The sequence below is a fragment of the Variovorax sp. KBW07 genome (assembly GCF_003852515.1).
GTDB lineage: Bacteria > Pseudomonadota > Gammaproteobacteria > Burkholderiales > Burkholderiaceae_C > Variovorax.
On the sequence record NZ_QAJK01000012.1, the window covers coordinates 25,369 to 42,843 of the forward strand.

Below are 17,475 nucleotides of genomic sequence, written 5' to 3' on the forward strand. Positions count from 1 at the left end.
AAAAAAAGAAAGAAAAGCGACAGGAAAGCCGCACGCTGGGTACTGGAACGATCAGTACAGAACTGGGTAAATTTTTGGCACGCAGCCTCGCTTCCCTTCGGAAGCCGGCGGCGCGCCGTGGGGTGTCTTCTGCCTAGATCGCGTCGATGGCCACGTTGACCACATCCAGCAGGCGTTGCCGCCGTCCCTGGCGGCTGCTGCCCTTGCTGAGCACGCGCAAGCCCTGGATGGTCGCGACCACGAAGCGCGCGACGGCGCGTGGGCTGTTGTGCGCGTCGATCTCGCCGCTTTCCTGCGCGCGCACCAAGGCGCGTTCCAGCGCCTTTTCAAGCCGCAGGAAGTTCTGCGACACGATCTCGGCCACCACCTCGTCCTGCCCCGCCAGCTCGAGCGTGGCATTGGCAGCCAGGCAGCCGCGCTGGTCGGCGTCGCCGAGTTCGTCTTCGACGATCCGCATCATCAGCTGGCGCACCAATGCCTTCACCGGTCCGGGCTCGGACAGCAGCTCGATGTTCGACACCGTGAGAGCGTGGTAGCGACGCAGCGCGTGTTCGTACAGGCCGTGCTTGCTCTCGAAGGCGTTGTAGAGGCTGCTGCGCGCAAGGCCGGTACCGTCGATCAGGTCCTGCATCGAGGTACCGGCATAGCCGCGACGCCAGAACACCTGCATGGCGGCGTCGGCAATGGCATCGGGTTCGAACAGCTTGGGGCGCATCGGAAGACTACTTTTGGAATGATCGTTCCAATAAATGTAGATTCATCCACGAAGCGTGTCAATCGATGCCCTGTCCGGCCCTTGTCCGCCGCGGGTTGTTGGCGCGCCAGGCAACGACTGCGGTATGCGCGCAACGCTCTCGTTGCCGGATTGCTATTGCAGTGTTAGCCTCCGACCCCCAAATATCAACCATCGCACCGCGGCTCTAACAGCTCGCCGCACGAGAAACCCATGAAGCAGTTCCCGACCCCGCAAGACGCATCGATGACCCGCAAAGCTGCGGCGACGTCGCTGCGCGCTTTTGGCGCCCCATTGCTTTACTAGAGCCTTTCGCACCCGGAGGCTCGGCCTCCCAGTTCCACAAGACCCGGTAGGCCTCGAGCCACCGGGTTTTTTGTTTTCTGCCTGCCCCATTGGAGACCTGGACATGAGCTTCGAACGAGAACTTTTTCTTTTCGCCGCACGCGCTGCCGGCGCGGTGCTGTGCGTCGACTCCGTGGAGTGGTTCGTGTAAAGCCTCCAGGCCCTCGTGCGCCTGGAGGTCCATCCTTCAGGCAAGAAAAGAAGCCTGTCGGGTGGCCCACCCCGGCAGGCTTTTTTTTCGCCCGCATGGCGGGCATCGCGAGTTTGGTGCGCGCGCACCGACAACCCGCCGACCGTTTCGCCTGGCCAGCGAATCGGATCGGTTTTTTACTCTCAAACTGGAGAAAACAATGATGAACAACAAGGTTCATGTGAACGTCGGAACCATCGGTCATGTCGACCATGGCAAGACGACGCTGACGGCTGCTCTTACCTTCGTGCAGGCTGCGCGCACTGGCGGCCGTGCGCTGTCGTACGGGCAGATCGACAACGCAAAGGAAGAGCGCGAGCGCGGCATCACGATCAACACTTCGCACGTCGAGTACGAGTCGGATGTCCGTCACTACGCACACATCGACTGCCCCGGGCATGCCGACTACATCAAGAACATGATCACCGGCGCCTCGCAGATGGATGGCGCGATCCTGCTGGTGGACGGCACCGAAGGCGCGGCACGGCAGACCATCGAGCACGTGCTGCTGGCGCGCCAGGTGAACGTCGGCCACATGGCGGTGTTCGTGAACAAGATGGACCTCGTTGCCGACAGCGACCGTGCGGAGATCGAGCAGCTGATCGAAATGGAGATCGGCGCGCTGCTGGCTGCGCACGGATACGACGATGCCCGGTTCGTTTTCGGCAGTGCGCTGAAGGCTTTGGCCGCCGCTGAACGCGGCGAGCTCGACGGTCCCGACGTGCAATGCATCGTCGAGCTCGTGAACGCGCTGGACTCGCGCATTCCTGATCCGGTGCGCGACTACGACGCGCCGTTCATGATGCCTGTCGAAGGCGTGCACACCATCACGGGCCGCGGCACGGTGATCAGCGGCCGTGTCGAGCGCGGAATGATCCGCGTTGGCGACAGCCTGGAGATCGTCGGGCTCAGCTCGGTGGGCGACGAGAAGGTGGTCGTTACCGGCGTGCAGTCGTTCCACAAGGACGTCGCCGAGGCACGGGCCGGCATGAACGTCGGCCTGCTGCTGCGCGGGGTCAAGCGCGACGATGTCGTGCGAGGCCAGGTCGTGGTGAAGCCCGGTGCGCTGAAGCCGTACCGGACGGGGCGTGCGCAGATCTTCGTTCTCGGCAAGGACGAAGGCGGTCGCCATACCCCGTTCGGCTCCGGCTACCAGCCGCAGTTCTTCTTCGGCACGACCGACGTGACGGGTGTCATTCGCGTCGACACCGAGACCGGCATGGTCGAGCCGGGCGCGCAGGCGCAGATCAGCTTCGAGCTGAACAAGCCCGTGGCCATCGAGAACGGCATGCGGTTCGCAATGCGCGAAGGCGGCAAGACCGTCGGCGCAGGCATCGTGACCGAGGTGCTCGGCTGAAGGGCTGATACGCCACTTGCCCCTGTCGTCCGCTTGTCGGGCGGCAGGGGCTTTTTTTATCCCTGGCCGAGTTGTTCGGCCAGCCCGACGAGGATGCCCTCGGGCCCTCGAATGTAGGCGAGCTTGTACGACGCCCCGTACTGCATCTGGCCGATGAGATCCGCGCCATGCGCCTGCATCCGCGCGACGACGGCATCGATGCCATCGACGGCAAACATGATGCGGCGAAGACCCAGGGCGTTCACCGGCGCATCCACCGGCCCGAACCTCACGGCATCGGGCGTGTGGAACTTGTCCAGTTCGATTCCCTGCCCATCGGGCGTGCGCAGCATCGCAATGGTCGATCGGACGTCTCCAAGCCCGATGAGCTTTCCGACATCAGGCCCCTCCACCGTGGTCTCGCCCTCCAGTTCGAGGCCAAGCTCGATGAAGAACGCCTTCACCGCTTCGAGATCGTCGACGACGATCAGGATGTTGTCCATTCGCTTGATGGTCATGTCTTTGGTCCTTCTTTCAATCGTCGGGCCTTCTCACCCCGCTCGCGCCTGCCGGGCACGGTTCAACTCGCTCAGGCAGGAGCCCGGTTGCTGCTCAACCTCCCCCTCCGGCCCCAGAACAGCGATGAGCGGCCCATCGACGACAACCTGGAGCCCCGGAGGAACGGCGAAGAACTTCACCAGGTCCGGCCTGTCGATTGCCAGTTGGTAGAGAGAAGTCTTCGTGAATTGCGACGGGTCTTGAGCGCCATGCTCGTCGGAAAGATCGGTGAGCCACCAGCCCGAATCGGTCGCGTCATGGGGCGCCGCGCGCGTCAACAGAACTCTGGCCGCCGACTTGTACTGCAGATGCACGACGGCACTCTCTTGCAACGACGGAAAGTCCGGCGCGATCTCCGGCACAAGGCTTTGAACGACGTCCTTCTGGTTTCGCAAGTGCATTAAGGTGCTGTCCACGGAATCGATGAAGTGCACCGGAATCTGCTTCATGTCCGGCTCCATGACCCGCAGGAAGCCGTCGTCCGCTTTCTCGAGCATGGTGTACATCCAGCCGACTTGCAGACTCTGGCCGCCACTGAACTTTTCTCCCTCTGCCACCCGGCTCTCGAGGAAGCGAAGAAACCACGCCACGTCCTCGTCCGGTATGGCCTTGTTGCCGACACGAACCCGGAATTCGGGATGACCGAAACGTTGGCAACCGGCGGTCGCGTGAACCACCTCACTGTGCGGGTCGGTGGGCTTGGGCTTGAGCTCGAGCTTGCTCTTGCCGAGCGATGCAAATATCGAACGCAAGGACATCACGCCTCTCCTGTCTTCTCATTCAGCGGCCGGCAAACCTCCAGCACCACCCCGCGCAGCCACCGATGCGCAGGGTCCTTATCAAGGCGCGGATGCCACATCTGCGACACGGTGATCTGCGCCGTGGGCATCGGCAGCGGGAAAGAACGCAGCGTGCCTCGTTCCCTCAGGTGTTCGAAGTACGAAGACGGTATGAGCGCCACCATGTCGGTCGCGGCCGCGATCGACAAGGCGGTGCTGAAGCTGGGCACCACGACCGCGGTATTGCGCACCAGGCCCATCGCCGCGAGTGCGTCGTCCACCGGCCCGACCGTGCGGCCGTGGCGTGAAGTGACCACGTGGTCGCAGGCGGCGTAGCGTTCGACGGTGATTTCGGGGCCTGCGAGCAAGGGATGGCCCTCGCGCACCGCGCCGACGAAGCGGTCGCGGTAGAGCGCCTGAACACGCACCTCCGGGCCCGACTCGCCGAGAACGCCGACATCCAGGTCGATCAACCCCTCGCGAAGCGGGCGAACGTCCTTGTTGGGCTTGGGCGCGAAGCGCAGGCGAACGCCGGGCGCTTCGTGCGCGGCACGCGCCACGAGCTGATGCGCGAAGCCCTCGATGAAGCCGTCGTTGGCCCGTATGGTGAACAGTTGCTGGAGCGTGCGGGGGTCCATGCCCGCGCCGGCAGACTGGAGCACCGCGCGCGATTCCTGCACCAGTTCCCTGACGCGGTCGCGCAGTGCCAGCGCATGCGGCGTGAGCACCATGGCGCGACCGGCGCGCACCAGCAGCTCGTCGCCGGTCGATTCGCGCAATCGCGCGAGCGACCGGCTCATGGCCGATTCGCTCAGGCCCATGCGCTCGGCCGCCTTCGCGACGCTGCCCTCGGAAAGAAGTGCATTCAACGCAAGCAGCTGGTTCAGGTCGGCATCTGTCGGCATGCCCCAAACCTAGCATGGTTGTGGCGGTTTCGACAGGCGTGGCGCGCAGGGACAAGCTGCGCGCCACGCGCTGGGCAAGCGGTGTGCGCGGTCCTAAGCTGGCCCGGCGCAATAAAGCGTGCCTCCCGGTTGCCCACCATGTTGTCCTCCACGCTTCGGCCGAACTCTTCTTCCACCCTGCCCCGCACCGCCAAGACCCAGGAGGTGAACGCAGCAGCACATGACACCGATGGCCTGCCCCTGCCGCGGCGCCTCGCAGCCGTCGCCGCGATCCTGGGCGCGGTCATGATGGTGGTGCTCGACGGCGCCATCGCCAACATCGCGCTGCCCGACATTGCCGGGCAACTGCAGGCGACACCCGCCGATACCGTCTGGATCATCACCGCCTACCAGCTGGCCGTGGTCATGTTCCTGTTGCCGGCTTCCGCCATCGGGGAGCGGTTCGGATACAGGCGCGTTTTTGCGGGTGGCGTCGCGCTGTTCACCGCGGCGTCGGTGTTGTGCGCGCTGGCGCCATCGCTGCCATGGCTCGTGGCCGCGAGGTGCCTTCAGGGCCTTGGCAGCGCCGCCGTGATGCCCCTCGGATTGGCGCTCTTGCGCTTCACCTATCCACGCCGATTGCTGGCGCGCTCGATCGGCTGGAATGCGCTCGCCATCGCGGCCGCTTCCGCGGCGGGGCCCACCCTCGGCGCTTTCATCCTCTCCACGGCGAGCTGGCCATGGCTCTTTGCGGTGAACCTGCCGATCGGCCTTCTCGTGCTCGCCGCCTGCGCGGGGTTGCCGGGCCCGGCGCGCTCGATGCGCCCCATCGACGTGTGGAGCATCGCGCTCAACGCGGTCATGTTTGCCGCCTTCGTGCTCGGAAGCGACCAGTTGGTGGCGCATCCGTTGCACGGCGCCGCGTTGCTCGCCCTGTCGGTCGTCTGCATGGTCTTGCTGGTGCGGCGCGAAATGCCGAAGGCAGCACCGTTGATCCCGCTCGACCTGCTGCGCGTGCATTCATTCCGGGTCTCCGTCATTGCCTCCGTGTGCTGCTTCACCGGCCAGATGGCCAGCCTCGTGGCGCTGCCGTTCTACATCCAGCACGAACTCGGCCAGAGCGCGGTAACCACCGGCCTCCTGATGACCCCATGGCCTTTGGCCGTGATGGTGGCGGCGCCGCTGTCGGCACGCCTGGCCGAGCGCGTGCCCAGCGCCTGGCTGTGCGCGGTCGGAGGTGCGTGTTTCGCGAGCGGCCTGGCCCTGTGCGCCCTGTGGCCGTTGCATGGCAACGCGACCTTGCCGATCGCGCTGTTCACCGGCCTCGCCGGCCTGGGCTTCGGCTTCTTCCAGACGCCGAACAACCAGAACATGCTGCTCTCCGCTCCCAGGGAGCGCAGCGGAGCGGCAGGTGGCGCGCAAGGCACAGCCCGGCTCACGGGGTTGACGCTCGGCAGCCTGTTGATGAGCTTGATGTTCGGGCTGCTGCCGGCACACGGCGCCGTGCACTGGGGCCTGGGGATGGCGGCGCTGGCTGCATTGGCCGGGAGTGTGGTGAGCTTGCTCAGGGGTCCGGTGCGGGCCGGAGTGGCGTGAGCGGCGTCCTCGATGGCTCCCGAGGCAAGCTTGCCGACCGATTACCTAGCGAGATGGCACCGACGCAATTGCGTACGGTGACGCAGAAGATGCGTTGGCGTGCGGTTGCGTCTTATCGCATTCCATCGGCTTGTTTACTGCCGGGAGCAGGACCCGGCCCGTCTCCTTCACAGGGGTGCGTGAGACTTTTCCTTCACCGTTCGACGAGAGCAAGCTGAGCGTTGTGACGCACGCAGAGCCTGCCGCCATCTTGATCGACAACTCATATTCTTCGGCCGGCTTCGGAGAAAAGATCGGCACCGCGCAGGTGCCAGCCTGCGCGCTCTGAATAGCCCCGTGCGTCGCAGGATTCATCGAGAAGAGGATTGTTCCTGCATCGAGCAGCGCCACGGTCATCCACGGCATGACCGCCATCGGGCGATCCGGTGCAACGCGCCTCTCAAGGACGCCGTCTCGCGGCATCGTGGTGTCGAGCATGCCGACTCGTGCCGTATCGATCCTTGCACCTCCGCTAACCCAACCGATGTCGGCCGCGGGCTTGCATGCGGTCAGATCGGCCGTTGCAAGTCGAAGCGCAAACTGCTCCGGATTGGGAACGACGACGCGCAACTTGGCTGAACTTTCTCCCTCTGGCTGCTGGTAGTCCGGGATGGAAGCGCATCCAGCGGAAAGCGCCGCAAGGCAGCACAACACGAGTCGATATCGAATGGGCATGGGATGGACCGAGCTATTTCAGGAAAGGGAGTTGCCTGCTTGAGAAAGCAGATATCGAAGCACCGCTCTTTGCACTGGCAAGAGGAGCTTCTTCTGCTCGTAGCCGGCAAAACGCGGATAGCGAAGGGGGTCCACCGAAAGCTCGCCACCGACAACGAACGGTGGCGTTGGCAACAGCACAGGGTGACCCATCCGAGCCAGATCTTCGATTGACAGCGGACGGCTCAACTGCTCCGTGCCTCTGGGCCAGCCATCGGTGATGACCACGTCTACCGTTTCGCGCAAAGACGATGAAAAGGATACGTTTGGTACGGCCTCGTGAAAACTCTCGTGGCATACGTGCAGAAGCGAAAATCCCATCACGCCGGCCAACTCGTGCCACGAACGGAACACGTTTGTCGGCGGCCCCCAAAGGCAGATGCGTACCTTCTGGATCGAGCCCAGGGTCGTCTCGATGAAGTAGGCGTCAGTAAGAACTTCGCACGGATGGCCGGCGCTCGACATTGCATTGACAACGGGCCTGCGGGATGAAGCCGCAAACTCCGCGAGTCGTTCGTGGTTCGATTCACGGATGACGTAGATGTCATAGAAAGGGTCGAGATAGCCTGCGAGATCGCAAACTCGCTCGTCGGTTTTCAGGAGATTCGGCAACTCGATGACGGAGAGGTTCAGTTCGTGGAATGCCTTCAGAAACGTCGTGCGCGTGCGAATGCCATTTCCTTCGAACGACCATGCGGCGGTGCCTTGCACGTCCAAGCCAGGCGATGCGACCAGGCGCCAGATCGCGCGAACGTCCTCGGGTGAGAGTGCTAACAGGCTGACCAGGTTCATGGCTTGGGATGTGTCGGAGACCCGTCGCGAGATCGCCGCCTTCATTGCAAGAACGCTTTCGCCGCCCAGCTGTCGAACGCGTCTCGGTCGGTGACTCCCCTCTCGCTCCACCACTGACCGAACCCTTTCAGATCGCGGATGGATGCGCCCGTCGCTTCTCTGAACACGATGACGATTTCCATCGTGGTCAGCCCCTGTGCCAGTAGCCCGTTTGCGATCTCCGACGGAGATGTTCCCGCGTGCAAACGCTCCACTGTCAGCGAGATGTCCGTGCGAAGTCTGGCCAGAACTTCGGGATATTGGTTCGTCATATTTTTTTCGCTGCTGTTCGGCCCCCGCCGAAGCAGCGAGCGGCGCTTCCAACCGAGTGCCATCTACTTGCCATTCAATGCCATCCGCCTCTGTGCAGCCTGGAAGTTGCGTCCCCGCATGAGTCGCATGGCTTGGCCTGCGTAGCCGCTGGCGATATGGGGCGGGCCAGATGCAGCCCACCAGAACAGTCCGCATGGCAAGCCGACGGGCGGCCCGCCCGTATCTTGAGGTCTGACCATTTGCGCGGCGAATCCCGGAGGCAGCACTTGCTGGTCTGCCCGGCGCCCGTCCTGCAACAGGAAACAGCCTAGCTTCGCCATGTCCAACACGGGCCGGGGCAGCGTGAGCGGCGTCCCAAAAGGAGGCCTCGAGCCGAGCATCAATTGCCTCGACGGAGAAACACTTTTCCTCCGATGCTCTCAAGAGAATGACACATGCCACTCGCATAGCGGTCATCGGCAATGAACACCTCGAAGACCTCTCGGGCAGCGATCTTCTTCACCACGTTCTTCGCCTCCGCGCGGGATATGGGCGTGCTCATTTGCAGTGACCGCAAGAACTGTCTTTCCACGTAGCCTCCCAGGGTGGGAAACCATGCAACGGCTTCGTCCCACCCCGTGACTGTCAACATGCATGACCTTGCAGGCACCCGCTTGGAATGAATCATTTATTGCGCCCCCCAGCTCGCCTGCTGAAGCACCACCCGATAGCCATCGCGGTCTGCAAACGTGCGGCCTTGCCGTTGCCAGTACGGATTGAAGGAGGACACCTCGGTGAATCCCGCAGCGAGCATGGCTGCCGACAGGCGCTGCCATTCCACGAGGTCCGGCACATAGAAAACAGTGAGGTCGTCGGCCGTGGGGGTCGGGACCAACGGTTGCTCGCGGCAGTAGGTGAGCGCGAAATGGTACGGCAAGCCCGGGAATCCGAGCAGGGCCGCATCAAAACCCTGGCGGTCTGCAAAGCGCTCGATTTCATGCAGGCCGAGACCGTCGCGGTACATGGCGATCGAGTGTTCCAGAGAACTGACCGGACGGACGATTCGAAGCTGGGGTTTCATGCGAAAGAACTCTCCTTGGCATCGCCATTCACTCGATTCAATGGGCCTGGGCATCGAAGTATGCCTGCCGCCCATGACGGCGACGAAGCCCGACCCATAGGCCGTTCAAGCGTCTTGTTGCGTCACTGCCGCCGGGGCGCCTCGCTTCGCGCCAGCCACAGCCCGCTCGCAACGATCAACGCCCCGCCGCCCAGCGTCCATGCATCGGGCGCGGCCTGCCAGAACATCCAGTCCAGCATGAGCCCCCAGGCGAGGGCGCTGTATTCGAAGGGCGCGATGGCGGCGGCCTGGCCGTGGCGGAAGGCCTCGGCAATGGCCATCTGGCCCAGGAAGCCGCTCACGGCCAAGCCCGCAAGCACCCACGTGTGCTGGGGCTGGATGGGCACCCATTGCGGTGCCGCCAACAGGCTGCCACCGAGAGCCATGCCCGCCGTGGTCCAGAAGACCAGCGCGGCGCTCGATTCGGTGCGGCTGACGAGCCGGCCCAGCATGTTCGACAGCGCATAGCAGACGGCGGCCACCAGAATCGCCAGCGCGCCCGTCGAGAGAAAAGCCCCCTGCTCGGGCCGCAGCGCGATCACGACACCGACGAAACCCAGCCCGATGGCGATCCAGTGCCTCGGCTGGACCGACTCGCCCAACAACGGCACGGCGATGAGCACCATCAGCAGCGGCGCGATGAAAGTGAGCGTGTAGGCCTCGGCCAGGCCCAGGGTCTTCAGCCCGTGGACGAAGAGCACGAGCATCGTCATGTTCAGCGCGGTGCGCAGCAGATGCAGGCGCCAACGCAGCCGGCGGTTGAAAACGCCGGCCGCCTCGCGCCGCCAGGCGATGTACAGGCAAACCAGCGGCAGCGCGGTAAGGCCGCGCATTGCCATCACCTGCACCGGCGGGTAATGCCCGGCCAGGTTCTTGAGCAGCGCATCCATGCAGGCGAAGAAGGCGCAAGCCAACAGCATCGCGGCGATGCCGCGCAGGGTTCCGGTCGATTGCATGGTCGGGTTGTCTCGCGGCAGTGGCGGCGAGAGAGGGGCTTGTTTTCGAGAGCCTGGCACAGGCGCAATGGACCGATGGTACCCATCCGGCCGAGCCCGCCGGGCCCCGGCACTGCCTGCTACGGCCAGAGCTGCCGCAATATCTCCGGCAGCATCCCCGCCACGAAATCTTTCGTGCATTCCGTGCCGGCCTGCTGGCCGAACTTTTCGTCCAGCGCAAGGTGCGCAAAGCCATGCACCGACGACCAGGCCGCCAGCAGCGTGGCCTGCGTCGCGTGGTTCAGGGGCTTCTTGCGGCCCCAGCCGGTGTAGTCGCGCACAGCAAGCTCCAGCTCCATCAGCGCCGCATCGCCCGCGGCCTTGAGCCTTTCGTCGGGCATCAGCCGGTCCTTGCGGAACATGAGGTGAAAGCGCCCCGGGTAGGTCAGCGCGAAGTGCACGTACCCCATGCCCTGCCCGCGCAGTCTTGCCGCGGGGTCTTCGCCGCCGGTAGCGGTGCCTTCGCGCAGGCAGCGCGTGAGTTCGTCGAACCCGAGGATCGACACCTCGGTCAGCAGGCCCGCCGCGCTGCCGAAATGGTGCAGCGGCGCGGCCGGCGACACGCCCGCGCGCCGCGCCACTTCACGCAGCGTGAAGCCCTCGATGCCGCGCTCGGCCAGCAGCAGCTCGGTGGCCGCGATGAGCGCCGCGCGAAGGTCGCCGTGGTGATAGGGCGTGGGAGCGCTCGCTGTCTTTCTGGTTGCCATGGGTGGAGTGCCTGTTTCCGGGGGCGTTTTCGGGTGCGTTTTCGAATCGGAACTTTACACCGTTAAATTTCATTGGATTTTTTATCTAAACACCGTCAAGATAACGCCCATCCGATTCCGGATCGCCCCTCTTCCCGCACGAAAGGCCACCATGTTCGACTCACTCTTCAGCGCGGGCAGCACCGTCGCCCTCCCCGCCTGGGCGGCCCTTGGCGCGGCCCCGTGGCTGGGGCGCGCCAAGCCCGCCATCTGGGCGCTGACGGGCATCGTCATTCCGGTGGGGCTTGCCCTGGCCTACGCCTGGCTCATGGCGACCTACTGGTCTTCCGCGGAGGGCGGCGGCTACAGCTCGCTGTCGGCGGTGCATGCGCTGTTCCAGCACCCGGGCCTGCTCACGGCGGGGTGGTTCCACTACCTCGCGTTCGACCTGTTCGTGGGCACCTGGATCGCACGCGAAGGCGAGCGCGCGGGCATTGCGCCGGTGCTGCTCATTCCCTGCTTCGCGCTGACTTTTTTGTTCGGCCCGGTCGGACTGCTGGCTTTCCTGGCGCTGCGCGTGGCGCCGGCCTGCGCTGCACTGGCGCGCGAGCTGCACCGGCGGCAGCCGCGGCTGGCGTGGTTCGGCGGCCTGCTGCTGGTGGCGATGGTGCCGGCGCTGGTGGCGGCCACTGTCGATCCGCGCACGCTGAACGGCGTGGGCGTGTGGGTCAAGCCGCTGAAGTTCATGGCATCGGTGAGCCTGTATGCGCTGACCACGGCCTGGCTGCTGGGCGACCTGCCGCGCGCGCAACGCGGCTCGCGCACCGAGCGCACCATCGTGGCGGTGGTGATTGCCACGGGCCTCTTCGAGGTCGCCTACATCACGCTGCAGGGCGCGCTGGGGCAGGCCTCGCACTTCAACGAAAGCACGCCCTTCCACGCGGTGATGTACGTGCTGATGGGCGTAGGCGCGCTGTCGCTCAATGCCATGGCGTTGCCACTCGCATGGCTGTTCGCACGCCATGGCGGCACGCTGGCGCCGGCCTACAGGCTGGCCGCGGTGCTGGGCCTGGTGCTGACTTTCGTGGGCGGCGCCGGCGCGGGCATGGCCATCAGCCAGCACGGCGGCCCAACCTTCGGCGCGATTGCGGGTGGCGCGGTGCTTCCGCTGTTCGGCTGGTCGGCCACCGGCGGCGACCTGCGGGTGGCGCACTTCCTGGGAATTCACGCGCAGCAGCTGCTGCCGCTGGCCGGTGCGCTGATCGGCATGCTGCACCTTCCGTTCGAACGGGCCACGGTGTGGCTGGCGAGCGGCGTGTATGCGGTGCTGATCGCGCTGGCGTTCAAGCTGGCCTATGCCGGAGTACCGCTGTTTTCGATGGTGGCCTGACGCCGGCGTTTCCGCAGCGGGAGTAAGAGCCAGGGTCGTATGCCGACTGGCCAGTTGCCCCGCGCTTCCCGCGAACCTACAGTGCCCCTCCCCGCCATGCATCGGTGGGTGTGTGCCACTGACCACGGAGGTTCGTCGCGATGCAGCAGTCTCTCGTCTCCTTCTATGCCTGCGTCGGCGCCTGGGGCGTCGGGCTGGTCGCGCTTCCGCTGCTGCGGCCGGTCAGGCTGAACGCGCAACCTCAGATGCGGTCCCTGATCTCCGCCTTCAACGACTCGGGCAACACGGCGGCGGAGAGTCCGAGCGTCGCGTTCATCAGCAGCGACCACGAGGTACTGCCGCCACTGCCACCACCGGAACCATCGCCGCGGTCTTCGGACCTGCCCTCCGCGCGCAGCCTGGCCTCGAACAGCGCCTCGCAGCAACGCACCGCCGCGGCGAGCTGCGCTTCGTTGTAGAAGCGCCCGCCTATCATGCACGCCGCGCCCGGCGTGAACCCATAAGCCGCGGCCTTGCTGCGGGCGAAGGCCGCAACGTCTTCGCGGTAGGTCTCGTCGGGCCGGCGACCGGCCAGCACGCGCGCCATGAAGTCGGTCTGGAAGTCTTGCGCCCACTCCTTGTAGAGCCGGTAGCGCTCCCTGTCGTCGCCGGGATAGGTGGCACGCGCTAGGGCCTGCGCAATGTCGATCAACGGCAGCGTGAGGTCCATCTCGCGGCCGTCGTGCAGGGGGCCATGCGCCTCAAAACTTGCCCAGCACATTGAGGAACCACCCCTTGCTGCGATAGCTCATGTCAGTGAGGTTGTCGGAGTAGTCGGTGAAGTTGTAGCCCACGCCCACCTTCAGGTTCTCGTTGACGTGGTAGTACGCCGCGGTAACCCAGCCGTTCTTGCGGTCCTTCAGTTCCTTGGCGCGCAGCGAGCGCCACTCGACCATCCAGTCCCAGTTGCGCACCAGCTTCCAGTCGACACGCAGCACGGCCAGTTGCGCCGAGCTCTTGAACCACGGCGCCGAGCTGTCGCGGCTGGCGCGCAGCTCGCCCAGGCGCCAGGCGTACTTGCCGCCGATGGTCCAGCGCGCGTTGATGTCGTAGGTGGCATCGACGGCAAAGACGTGGCTGCGCTGCTGGTAGTCGATGCCGGTGCTCGACACGGTGGTGCCCAGGTTGCCGTCGAGCCCGCCGCGCGAGACCACCTGGCCCGGCGACGACAGGTCGTACAGGTAGGTGTACTTGAAGAGCAGGTTCAGCCGGTCGTCCAGCGCCGGGCGCATGGCATAGCCGAGCATGGCTTCGGTGTACTTGGCCGCCGCCAGGCTGCCGGTGGTGCTGTCGCTGTCGGCCCAGTTGAACTTGCCGAGCCAGCGCTCGTCGTCGTTCACCTTCCAGGTGAAGGAGTTCTTCACCAGCCAGCTGGTGCGCGTCTCGGCCGTGGTGCGGTCCTTGCGGTACTCCAGGCCGCCGCTGTACTTAAGCCGTTCGCTCGAATAGCCGGTGGTGAACGCGACGGCCTGGCGGCGCGTGGCGCCGAGCGTCTCGGCACCGACCCAGCCGTTCTCGAAGTTGACGCCGAAGGTCCAGCGCGTGTCGGGCGCGTACTGCACGCCGTAGGCATGCGTCAGGCCCGGCTGCGTGCCGGTGGCATGGCGGTGCTCGGTGAACATGGTCAGGCCGTCGCCCACGCGCGAGCGCACGCCGGTCACCAGGCTGCCGCCGCGGCCGATGAGGTTCTCGTCGGTGCGGCCGGTGTCGGCCACGTAGGTCATGTACAGGTTGGAGCGGTCGTCGTACTGGTAGTCGACACCGGCCTTGCCGGCCAGGCCGCCGTCGCCGGTCGAGACTTCACCGCGCAACGCCAGCTTGTCGGTCAGGCGGTAGCGCCCGCCCAGGCCGAGGCGGTCGTTGTCCAGCCGCGTGCCGGTGCGCCGCAGCGTTTTCTGCGCGAAGCCGTAGAGGCTCCAGCGGTCGTTGCCGGTGTATTCGAGCTGCACGGCCGCGTCGGCGCGTTCGCCCGACACCGCCTGCGTGGTGGGCAACGACGGGCTGGTGATCAGCGTGTCGCCGGTCTTGTCGTCGTAGCGCAGGCCCAGGCCCAGCTTCCAGTTGGGCGACAGGGCCAGGCCGTACTGCGCATCGACCACGCTGCTGTTGTAGCCGTCGCGTTCGTCGCGGCGGTCGACCTTCAGGCGCAGTTCGCCGTTCTCGCCCTTCTCTCCGAAGGGCACGGTGCCCGACAGGCCGACCTGCCGCGTGGCATTGCTGGCGTACTGGCCCGGCGCCGAGAAGCCGGCGTCGCGCGACTGCGCATAGGCGCTGATGCGCCCGCCGCCGCGAATATCGAAGTCGGCCAGGTCGGCCTGGCCTTCGAGCCGCCAGGCGCTCGCGTTGCCGGTGGGGCCATTGCCCAGGCGCGAACCCGAAAGGCCATTGCGCCCGCTGAAGCTGAAGCCGCCGTCGAGCGAATCGAGCTGGCTGGTGCCGGGGCCCTTGCTGCGCGCGAACTCGCCCTTGACGTAGGTGGTCTCGGTCTTGCGCAGCGTGATGTCGGCGCCCGCCAGGCGCTGGTCGCCGCCGATCTGGTCTTGCCGCGAGGCGGTCACGCCCACGCCCACGTGGTCGTTGGCCCACCACGACACGCGGCCGCCCACGGCGAGCGTGTCGAGCGAAGTGGCCATGGGCGTGTATTCGTAGTCCACCACCAGGTAGGTCGGCATGCCGGTGAAGCCGCCCGCACGCACCAGCGAGCCGTCGTCCGACAGGCTGGGCAGCGGCGCCGACAGCAGCACGCGGCCCTGCAGGTAGTCGATCTCGTAGTCGGAACTGGGCACCAGTTGCGTGCGCTTGAGCACGAAGCCCGAGTCGCGGTCGCGAATCTCCAGGGTCACGCGCTCGGCACCGCGCGTGATGTCCTGGTTGCGAAGGTAGTAGAGCGAACCGCCGGTGCCACGGAATTCTTCGCGCGCGGCCAGCGTGCCGGGCTCGGCCGCGTAGGCGTCGATCTTCAGGCGCGCTTCGCCGAACGAGGTCGACTCTTCGCCCAGGTAGCGGCCATAGAAGCCATACAGGCCACGGCTCACGCGGGTCAGCTCGGTGTCGCCGAAGTTGAGCTTGAAGTTGCCCCACATGGCCTGCGAGCGGCCGTCGTCCACGCGCAGGTAGAAGCGGCCCTGCGTGGGTGCGTCCTCGATGGTGGTGGAGTCGTCGCCGAAGGTGCTCCACGAATCCTCGGGGTCGAAGCGGCGGAACAGCGAGGTCGGGTCCTTGCGGTCGAGGTTGCGGAACAGCTCCTTCAGCGGACGTTCCTCGGTGTCGACGCTGGCGGTCAGCGTCCAGCGGTCGTTCAGCTGGCCCTTGGCATAGCCCGCGATGCGGCCTTCGCTCCAGCCGCCACCGCCGTAGCGGTTCTTGTCGTTGGTCATGATCGCGGCCGGCCCGCTCACGCTGTTGCTGCCCACGGTCAGGTCGGCCTGGCCGACGAAGAACCAGTCGCTCTTGGGCAGCTCGAAGTCGCGGCGGTAGGCGCGCGTGGCGCCCTGCGCATCGGTGACGGCAATCTCGCCGGTCTGCACGCGGCGCGGCACCAGTTGCTGGAACACGAAGCGCCCGCTTTCGTCCACCGGCACGGCAAAGCCGAGCGCACGCACGGTCTCGCCGGGGCGGATGCTCGCGCCGCTGGCCGTCACCGTGCCGGCCGCCAGCGGAATGTTGGCAATGGCGATGTTGTTCTGGCCGTAGGCGCGCAGCAGTTCGCGCGCCACGTCGGGCGTGGTTGCGTCGGGCACATGGCGCTCGGCCACCGACAAAGACAGGTCGTCGGTTTCGTCGAAGCGGCCCTGGCGGTCGTACACGCGCACGCGGTAGTACAGCTTGCCGGCGGTGCCGGCGGCCAGCCGCTCGCGCAGGCCCTCGGGCACCAGCCATTCGCCGCGCAGCCCTGCATCGAGCGGCACGGTGGCCAGCAGGCGGCGCTGCATCACGTCGTTGGCGGTGAAGATGCGCAGCTCGGCCTTCGAGGTGAAGAGCAGGTAGTTGCTGTAGCCGGCAAAGCGCACGGTGTCGCCGGCCACCACGGTGGTGGGCCATGCGGAGGCGCTCAGGCGGCGCGGCTGCGACAGGTTGTCGTACTGCAGGCGCAGCTGGTTGCGCTCCAGCTGCACGTCGACGCAGCGCTGGCGGTCGGCGCTGGTGGTGCCTTCGCCCGCCACGGTCGATGGGCTCTTGCCGTCCGGCGTGAGCAGCTGGCCATCGACGCTCAGGCGCAGCGGCGCATCGTCGGTGCCGATGGCGGTAAAGGTACGGCAGATGCCGGGGTCGGCTGCCGGCGCGGGCGCCGCCACGGCCACCGGCGCATCGCGCCAGTACACGCGCACTTCGACGCGGCGGTTGGCGGCCCAGTTGGCGGGGTCGGTGGCCGGCGTGGCCACGGGCACGTCGGGGCCGCGCGAGGTGGCCGCCGCAGCGCCTTCGGGCAGGCCCAGGCGCTGCGTGAGGTAGCGCCCGACCTGCTGCGCGCGGGCCAGGCCCAGCGCGTGGTTGTCGGCAAAGCGCTCGCGCGACTTCGCGCTCAGGGCCTGCGTGTCGGTGTGGCCGACGATCTCGAAGCGCAGGCCGTCGTGGCCCTTCACCTGGTCGGCGATGCGGTCGAGCTGCGCGCGGTCGGACGGCACCAGGCCGTCCGCGCCCAACGCGAAATGCGGCGTGCCGGTGTCGCTGCGTTCGACCGGTGCTGCGGGTGCCGCGGTGGCCGCTGCCGACGCGGTGGCTGCCGCCACGGGTTCGCGCGCGTCGCCCAGCACGAAGGTGGCCTTGGGCAGCTCGCGCTCGCCGCTGCGCGGCAGGTGCCGTGCGCCGTCGAGTTCCACGGCACGCGGGTCGGCCGCGGCATGCTCGAGCATGCGGCCGCGCACGGCGGTCTCCTGCGCGAAGGCAAACCCCATGCTCATGCAGGCGGCGGTGACGGCGCCCGCAAGGGCCATGCGCTTTGGAAGCTGTCTTCTTCTCATGTCGGCTCGCTGGAACGGGTTCGGTGC

The 17,475-nt window shown here is 66.2% G+C and carries 16 protein-coding genes; 3 read left to right on the forward strand and 13 right to left on the reverse strand.

Annotated elements, in window-relative coordinates; genetic code table 11:
• Positions 1-133: 133 nt before the first annotated feature.
• Positions 134-715, reverse strand: a complete 582-nt coding sequence (locus DBV14_RS02310) for a TetR/AcrR family transcriptional regulator (protein WP_124457584.1) — start codon at positions 713-715, stop codon at positions 134-136.
• Between the two features lie 713 nt (positions 716-1,428).
• Between DBV14_RS02310 and tuf the strand changes: the two genes are divergently transcribed.
• Positions 1,429-2,625, forward strand: coding sequence for an elongation factor Tu (tuf, locus tag DBV14_RS02315; protein WP_124457585.1), 1,197 nt, complete (start codon positions 1,429-1,431; stop codon positions 2,623-2,625).
• 56 nt (positions 2,626-2,681) lie between these two features.
• Here the strand turns inward: tuf and DBV14_RS02320 are convergent, their stop codons facing one another.
• Genes DBV14_RS02320 through DBV14_RS02330 form a run of 3 tightly spaced genes read right to left on the reverse strand, consistent with a single transcriptional unit; the run spans position 2,682 to position 4,846 of the window.
• Positions 2,682-3,122 (reverse strand): VOC family protein, encoded by a 441-nt coding sequence (locus DBV14_RS02320; protein WP_124457586.1) that lies wholly within the window; start codon positions 3,120-3,122, stop codon positions 2,682-2,684.
• 33 nt (positions 3,123-3,155) lie between these two features.
• Complete coding sequence (locus DBV14_RS02325) at positions 3,156-3,920, reverse strand: hypothetical protein (protein WP_124457587.1); 765 nt, start codon at positions 3,918-3,920, stop codon at positions 3,156-3,158.
• Positions 3,920-4,846, reverse strand: coding sequence for a LysR family transcriptional regulator (locus DBV14_RS02330; protein WP_124457588.1), 927 nt, complete (start codon positions 4,844-4,846; stop codon positions 3,920-3,922). Before DBV14_RS02330 ends, DBV14_RS02325 begins: the two co-directional genes overlap by 1 nt.
• Before the next feature lie 138 nt (positions 4,847-4,984).
• On the opposite strand from DBV14_RS02330, the gene DBV14_RS02335 reads away from it, so the two are divergent.
• A complete protein-coding gene (locus DBV14_RS02335) occupies positions 4,985-6,421 on the forward strand; it encodes an MFS transporter (RefSeq protein ID WP_124457589.1) in 1,437 nt (478 codons plus the stop codon).
• A 45-nt stretch (positions 6,422-6,466) separates the two neighbouring features.
• On the opposite strand, the gene DBV14_RS02340 is transcribed toward DBV14_RS02335, so the two are convergent.
• The 7 genes from DBV14_RS02340 to DBV14_RS02370 form a co-directional block, all read right to left on the reverse strand.
• Positions 6,467-6,898, reverse strand: a complete 432-nt coding sequence (locus DBV14_RS02340; protein ID WP_124457590.1) for a hypothetical protein — start codon at positions 6,896-6,898, stop codon at positions 6,467-6,469.
• Positions 6,899-7,153: 255 nt separating this feature from the next.
• Complete coding sequence (locus DBV14_RS02345) at positions 7,154-7,966, reverse strand: ornithine carbamoyltransferase (protein WP_124457591.1); 813 nt, start codon at positions 7,964-7,966, stop codon at positions 7,154-7,156.
• Positions 7,967-8,007: 41 nt separating this feature from the next.
• Entirely contained in the window at positions 8,008-8,340 is a 333-nt protein-coding gene (locus tag DBV14_RS02350) for a hypothetical protein (protein ID WP_124457592.1), read from the reverse strand.
• A gap of 317 nt (positions 8,341-8,657) precedes the next feature.
• The gene (locus tag DBV14_RS33580) at positions 8,658-8,819 is read right to left on the reverse strand and encodes a hypothetical protein (protein ID WP_221621866.1); all 162 of its coding nucleotides are present in this window, start codon (positions 8,817-8,819) and stop codon (positions 8,658-8,660) included.
• Positions 8,820-8,945: 126 nt separating this feature from the next.
• Positions 8,946-9,338 carry a VOC family protein gene (locus DBV14_RS02360; RefSeq protein ID WP_124457594.1) on the reverse strand — a complete coding sequence of 131 codons (393 nt, stop codon included), beginning with the start codon at positions 9,336-9,338 and terminating at the stop codon, positions 8,946-8,948.
• A gap of 122 nt (positions 9,339-9,460) precedes the next feature.
• Positions 9,461-10,333, reverse strand: coding sequence for a DMT family transporter (locus DBV14_RS02365; RefSeq protein WP_124457595.1), 873 nt, complete (start codon positions 10,331-10,333; stop codon positions 9,461-9,463).
• A 119-nt stretch (positions 10,334-10,452) separates the two neighbouring features.
• Positions 10,453-11,079, reverse strand: coding sequence for a TetR/AcrR family transcriptional regulator (locus DBV14_RS02370; protein WP_124457596.1), 627 nt, complete (start codon positions 11,077-11,079; stop codon positions 10,453-10,455).
• Between the two features lie 151 nt (positions 11,080-11,230).
• On the opposite strand from DBV14_RS02370, the gene DBV14_RS02375 reads away from it, so the two are divergent.
• A complete protein-coding gene (locus DBV14_RS02375) occupies positions 11,231-12,448 on the forward strand; it encodes an ABA4-like family protein (protein ID WP_124457597.1) in 1,218 nt (405 codons plus the stop codon).
• Between the two features lie 241 nt (positions 12,449-12,689).
• Here the strand turns inward: DBV14_RS02375 and DBV14_RS02380 are convergent, their stop codons facing one another.
• Positions 12,690-13,157: a hypothetical protein gene (locus DBV14_RS02380; protein WP_124457598.1), complete on the reverse strand. Its 468-nt coding sequence runs from the start codon at positions 13,155-13,157 to the stop codon at positions 12,690-12,692.
• A 31-nt stretch (positions 13,158-13,188) separates the two neighbouring features.
• Entirely contained in the window at positions 13,189-17,421 is a 4,233-nt protein-coding gene (locus tag DBV14_RS02385) for an OmpA family protein (protein ID WP_185545898.1), read from the reverse strand.
• Positions 17,422-17,475 lie beyond the last annotated feature (54 nt).

Coding starts and splice junctions, on each gene's coding strand:
- DBV14_RS33580 (WP_221621866.1), bottom strand. CDS start 8,819: ATGAGCACGCCCATATCCCGCGCGGAGGCGAAGAACGTGGTGAAGAAG.
- DBV14_RS02370 (WP_124457596.1), bottom strand. CDS start 11,079: ATGGCAACCAGAAAGACAGCGAGCGCTCCCACGCCCTATCACCACGGC.
- DBV14_RS02380 (WP_124457598.1), bottom strand. CDS start 13,157: ATGGACCTCACGCTGCCGTTGATCGACATTGCGCAGGCCCTAGCGCGT.
- DBV14_RS02310 (WP_124457584.1), bottom strand. CDS start 715: ATGCGCCCCAAGCTGTTCGAACCCGATGCCATTGCCGACGCCGCCATG.
- DBV14_RS02350 (WP_124457592.1), bottom strand. CDS start 8,340: ATGGCACTCGGTTGGAAGCGCCGCTCGCTGCTTCGGCGGGGGCCGAAC.
- DBV14_RS02385 (WP_185545898.1), bottom strand. CDS start 17,421: ATGGCCCTTGCGGGCGCCGTCACCGCCGCCTGCATGAGCATGGGGTTT.
- DBV14_RS02330 (WP_124457588.1), bottom strand. CDS start 4,846: ATGCCGACAGATGCCGACCTGAACCAGCTGCTTGCGTTGAATGCACTT.
- DBV14_RS02340 (WP_124457590.1), bottom strand. CDS start 6,898: ATGCTCGACACCACGATGCCGCGAGACGGCGTCCTTGAGAGGCGCGTT.
- tuf (WP_124457585.1), top strand. CDS start 1,429: ATGATGAACAACAAGGTTCATGTGAACGTCGGAACCATCGGTCATGTC.
- DBV14_RS02365 (WP_124457595.1), bottom strand. CDS start 10,333: ATGCAATCGACCGGAACCCTGCGCGGCATCGCCGCGATGCTGTTGGCT.
- DBV14_RS02360 (WP_124457594.1), bottom strand. CDS start 9,338: ATGAAACCCCAGCTTCGAATCGTCCGTCCGGTCAGTTCTCTGGAACAC.
- DBV14_RS02325 (WP_124457587.1), bottom strand. CDS start 3,920: ATGTCCTTGCGTTCGATATTTGCATCGCTCGGCAAGAGCAAGCTCGAG.
- DBV14_RS02320 (WP_124457586.1), bottom strand. CDS start 3,122: ATGACCATCAAGCGAATGGACAACATCCTGATCGTCGTCGACGATCTC.
- DBV14_RS02335 (WP_124457589.1), top strand. CDS start 4,985: ATGTTGTCCTCCACGCTTCGGCCGAACTCTTCTTCCACCCTGCCCCGC.
- DBV14_RS02345 (WP_124457591.1), bottom strand. CDS start 7,966: ATGAACCTGGTCAGCCTGTTAGCACTCTCACCCGAGGACGTTCGCGCG.
- DBV14_RS02375 (WP_124457597.1), top strand. CDS start 11,231: ATGTTCGACTCACTCTTCAGCGCGGGCAGCACCGTCGCCCTCCCCGCC.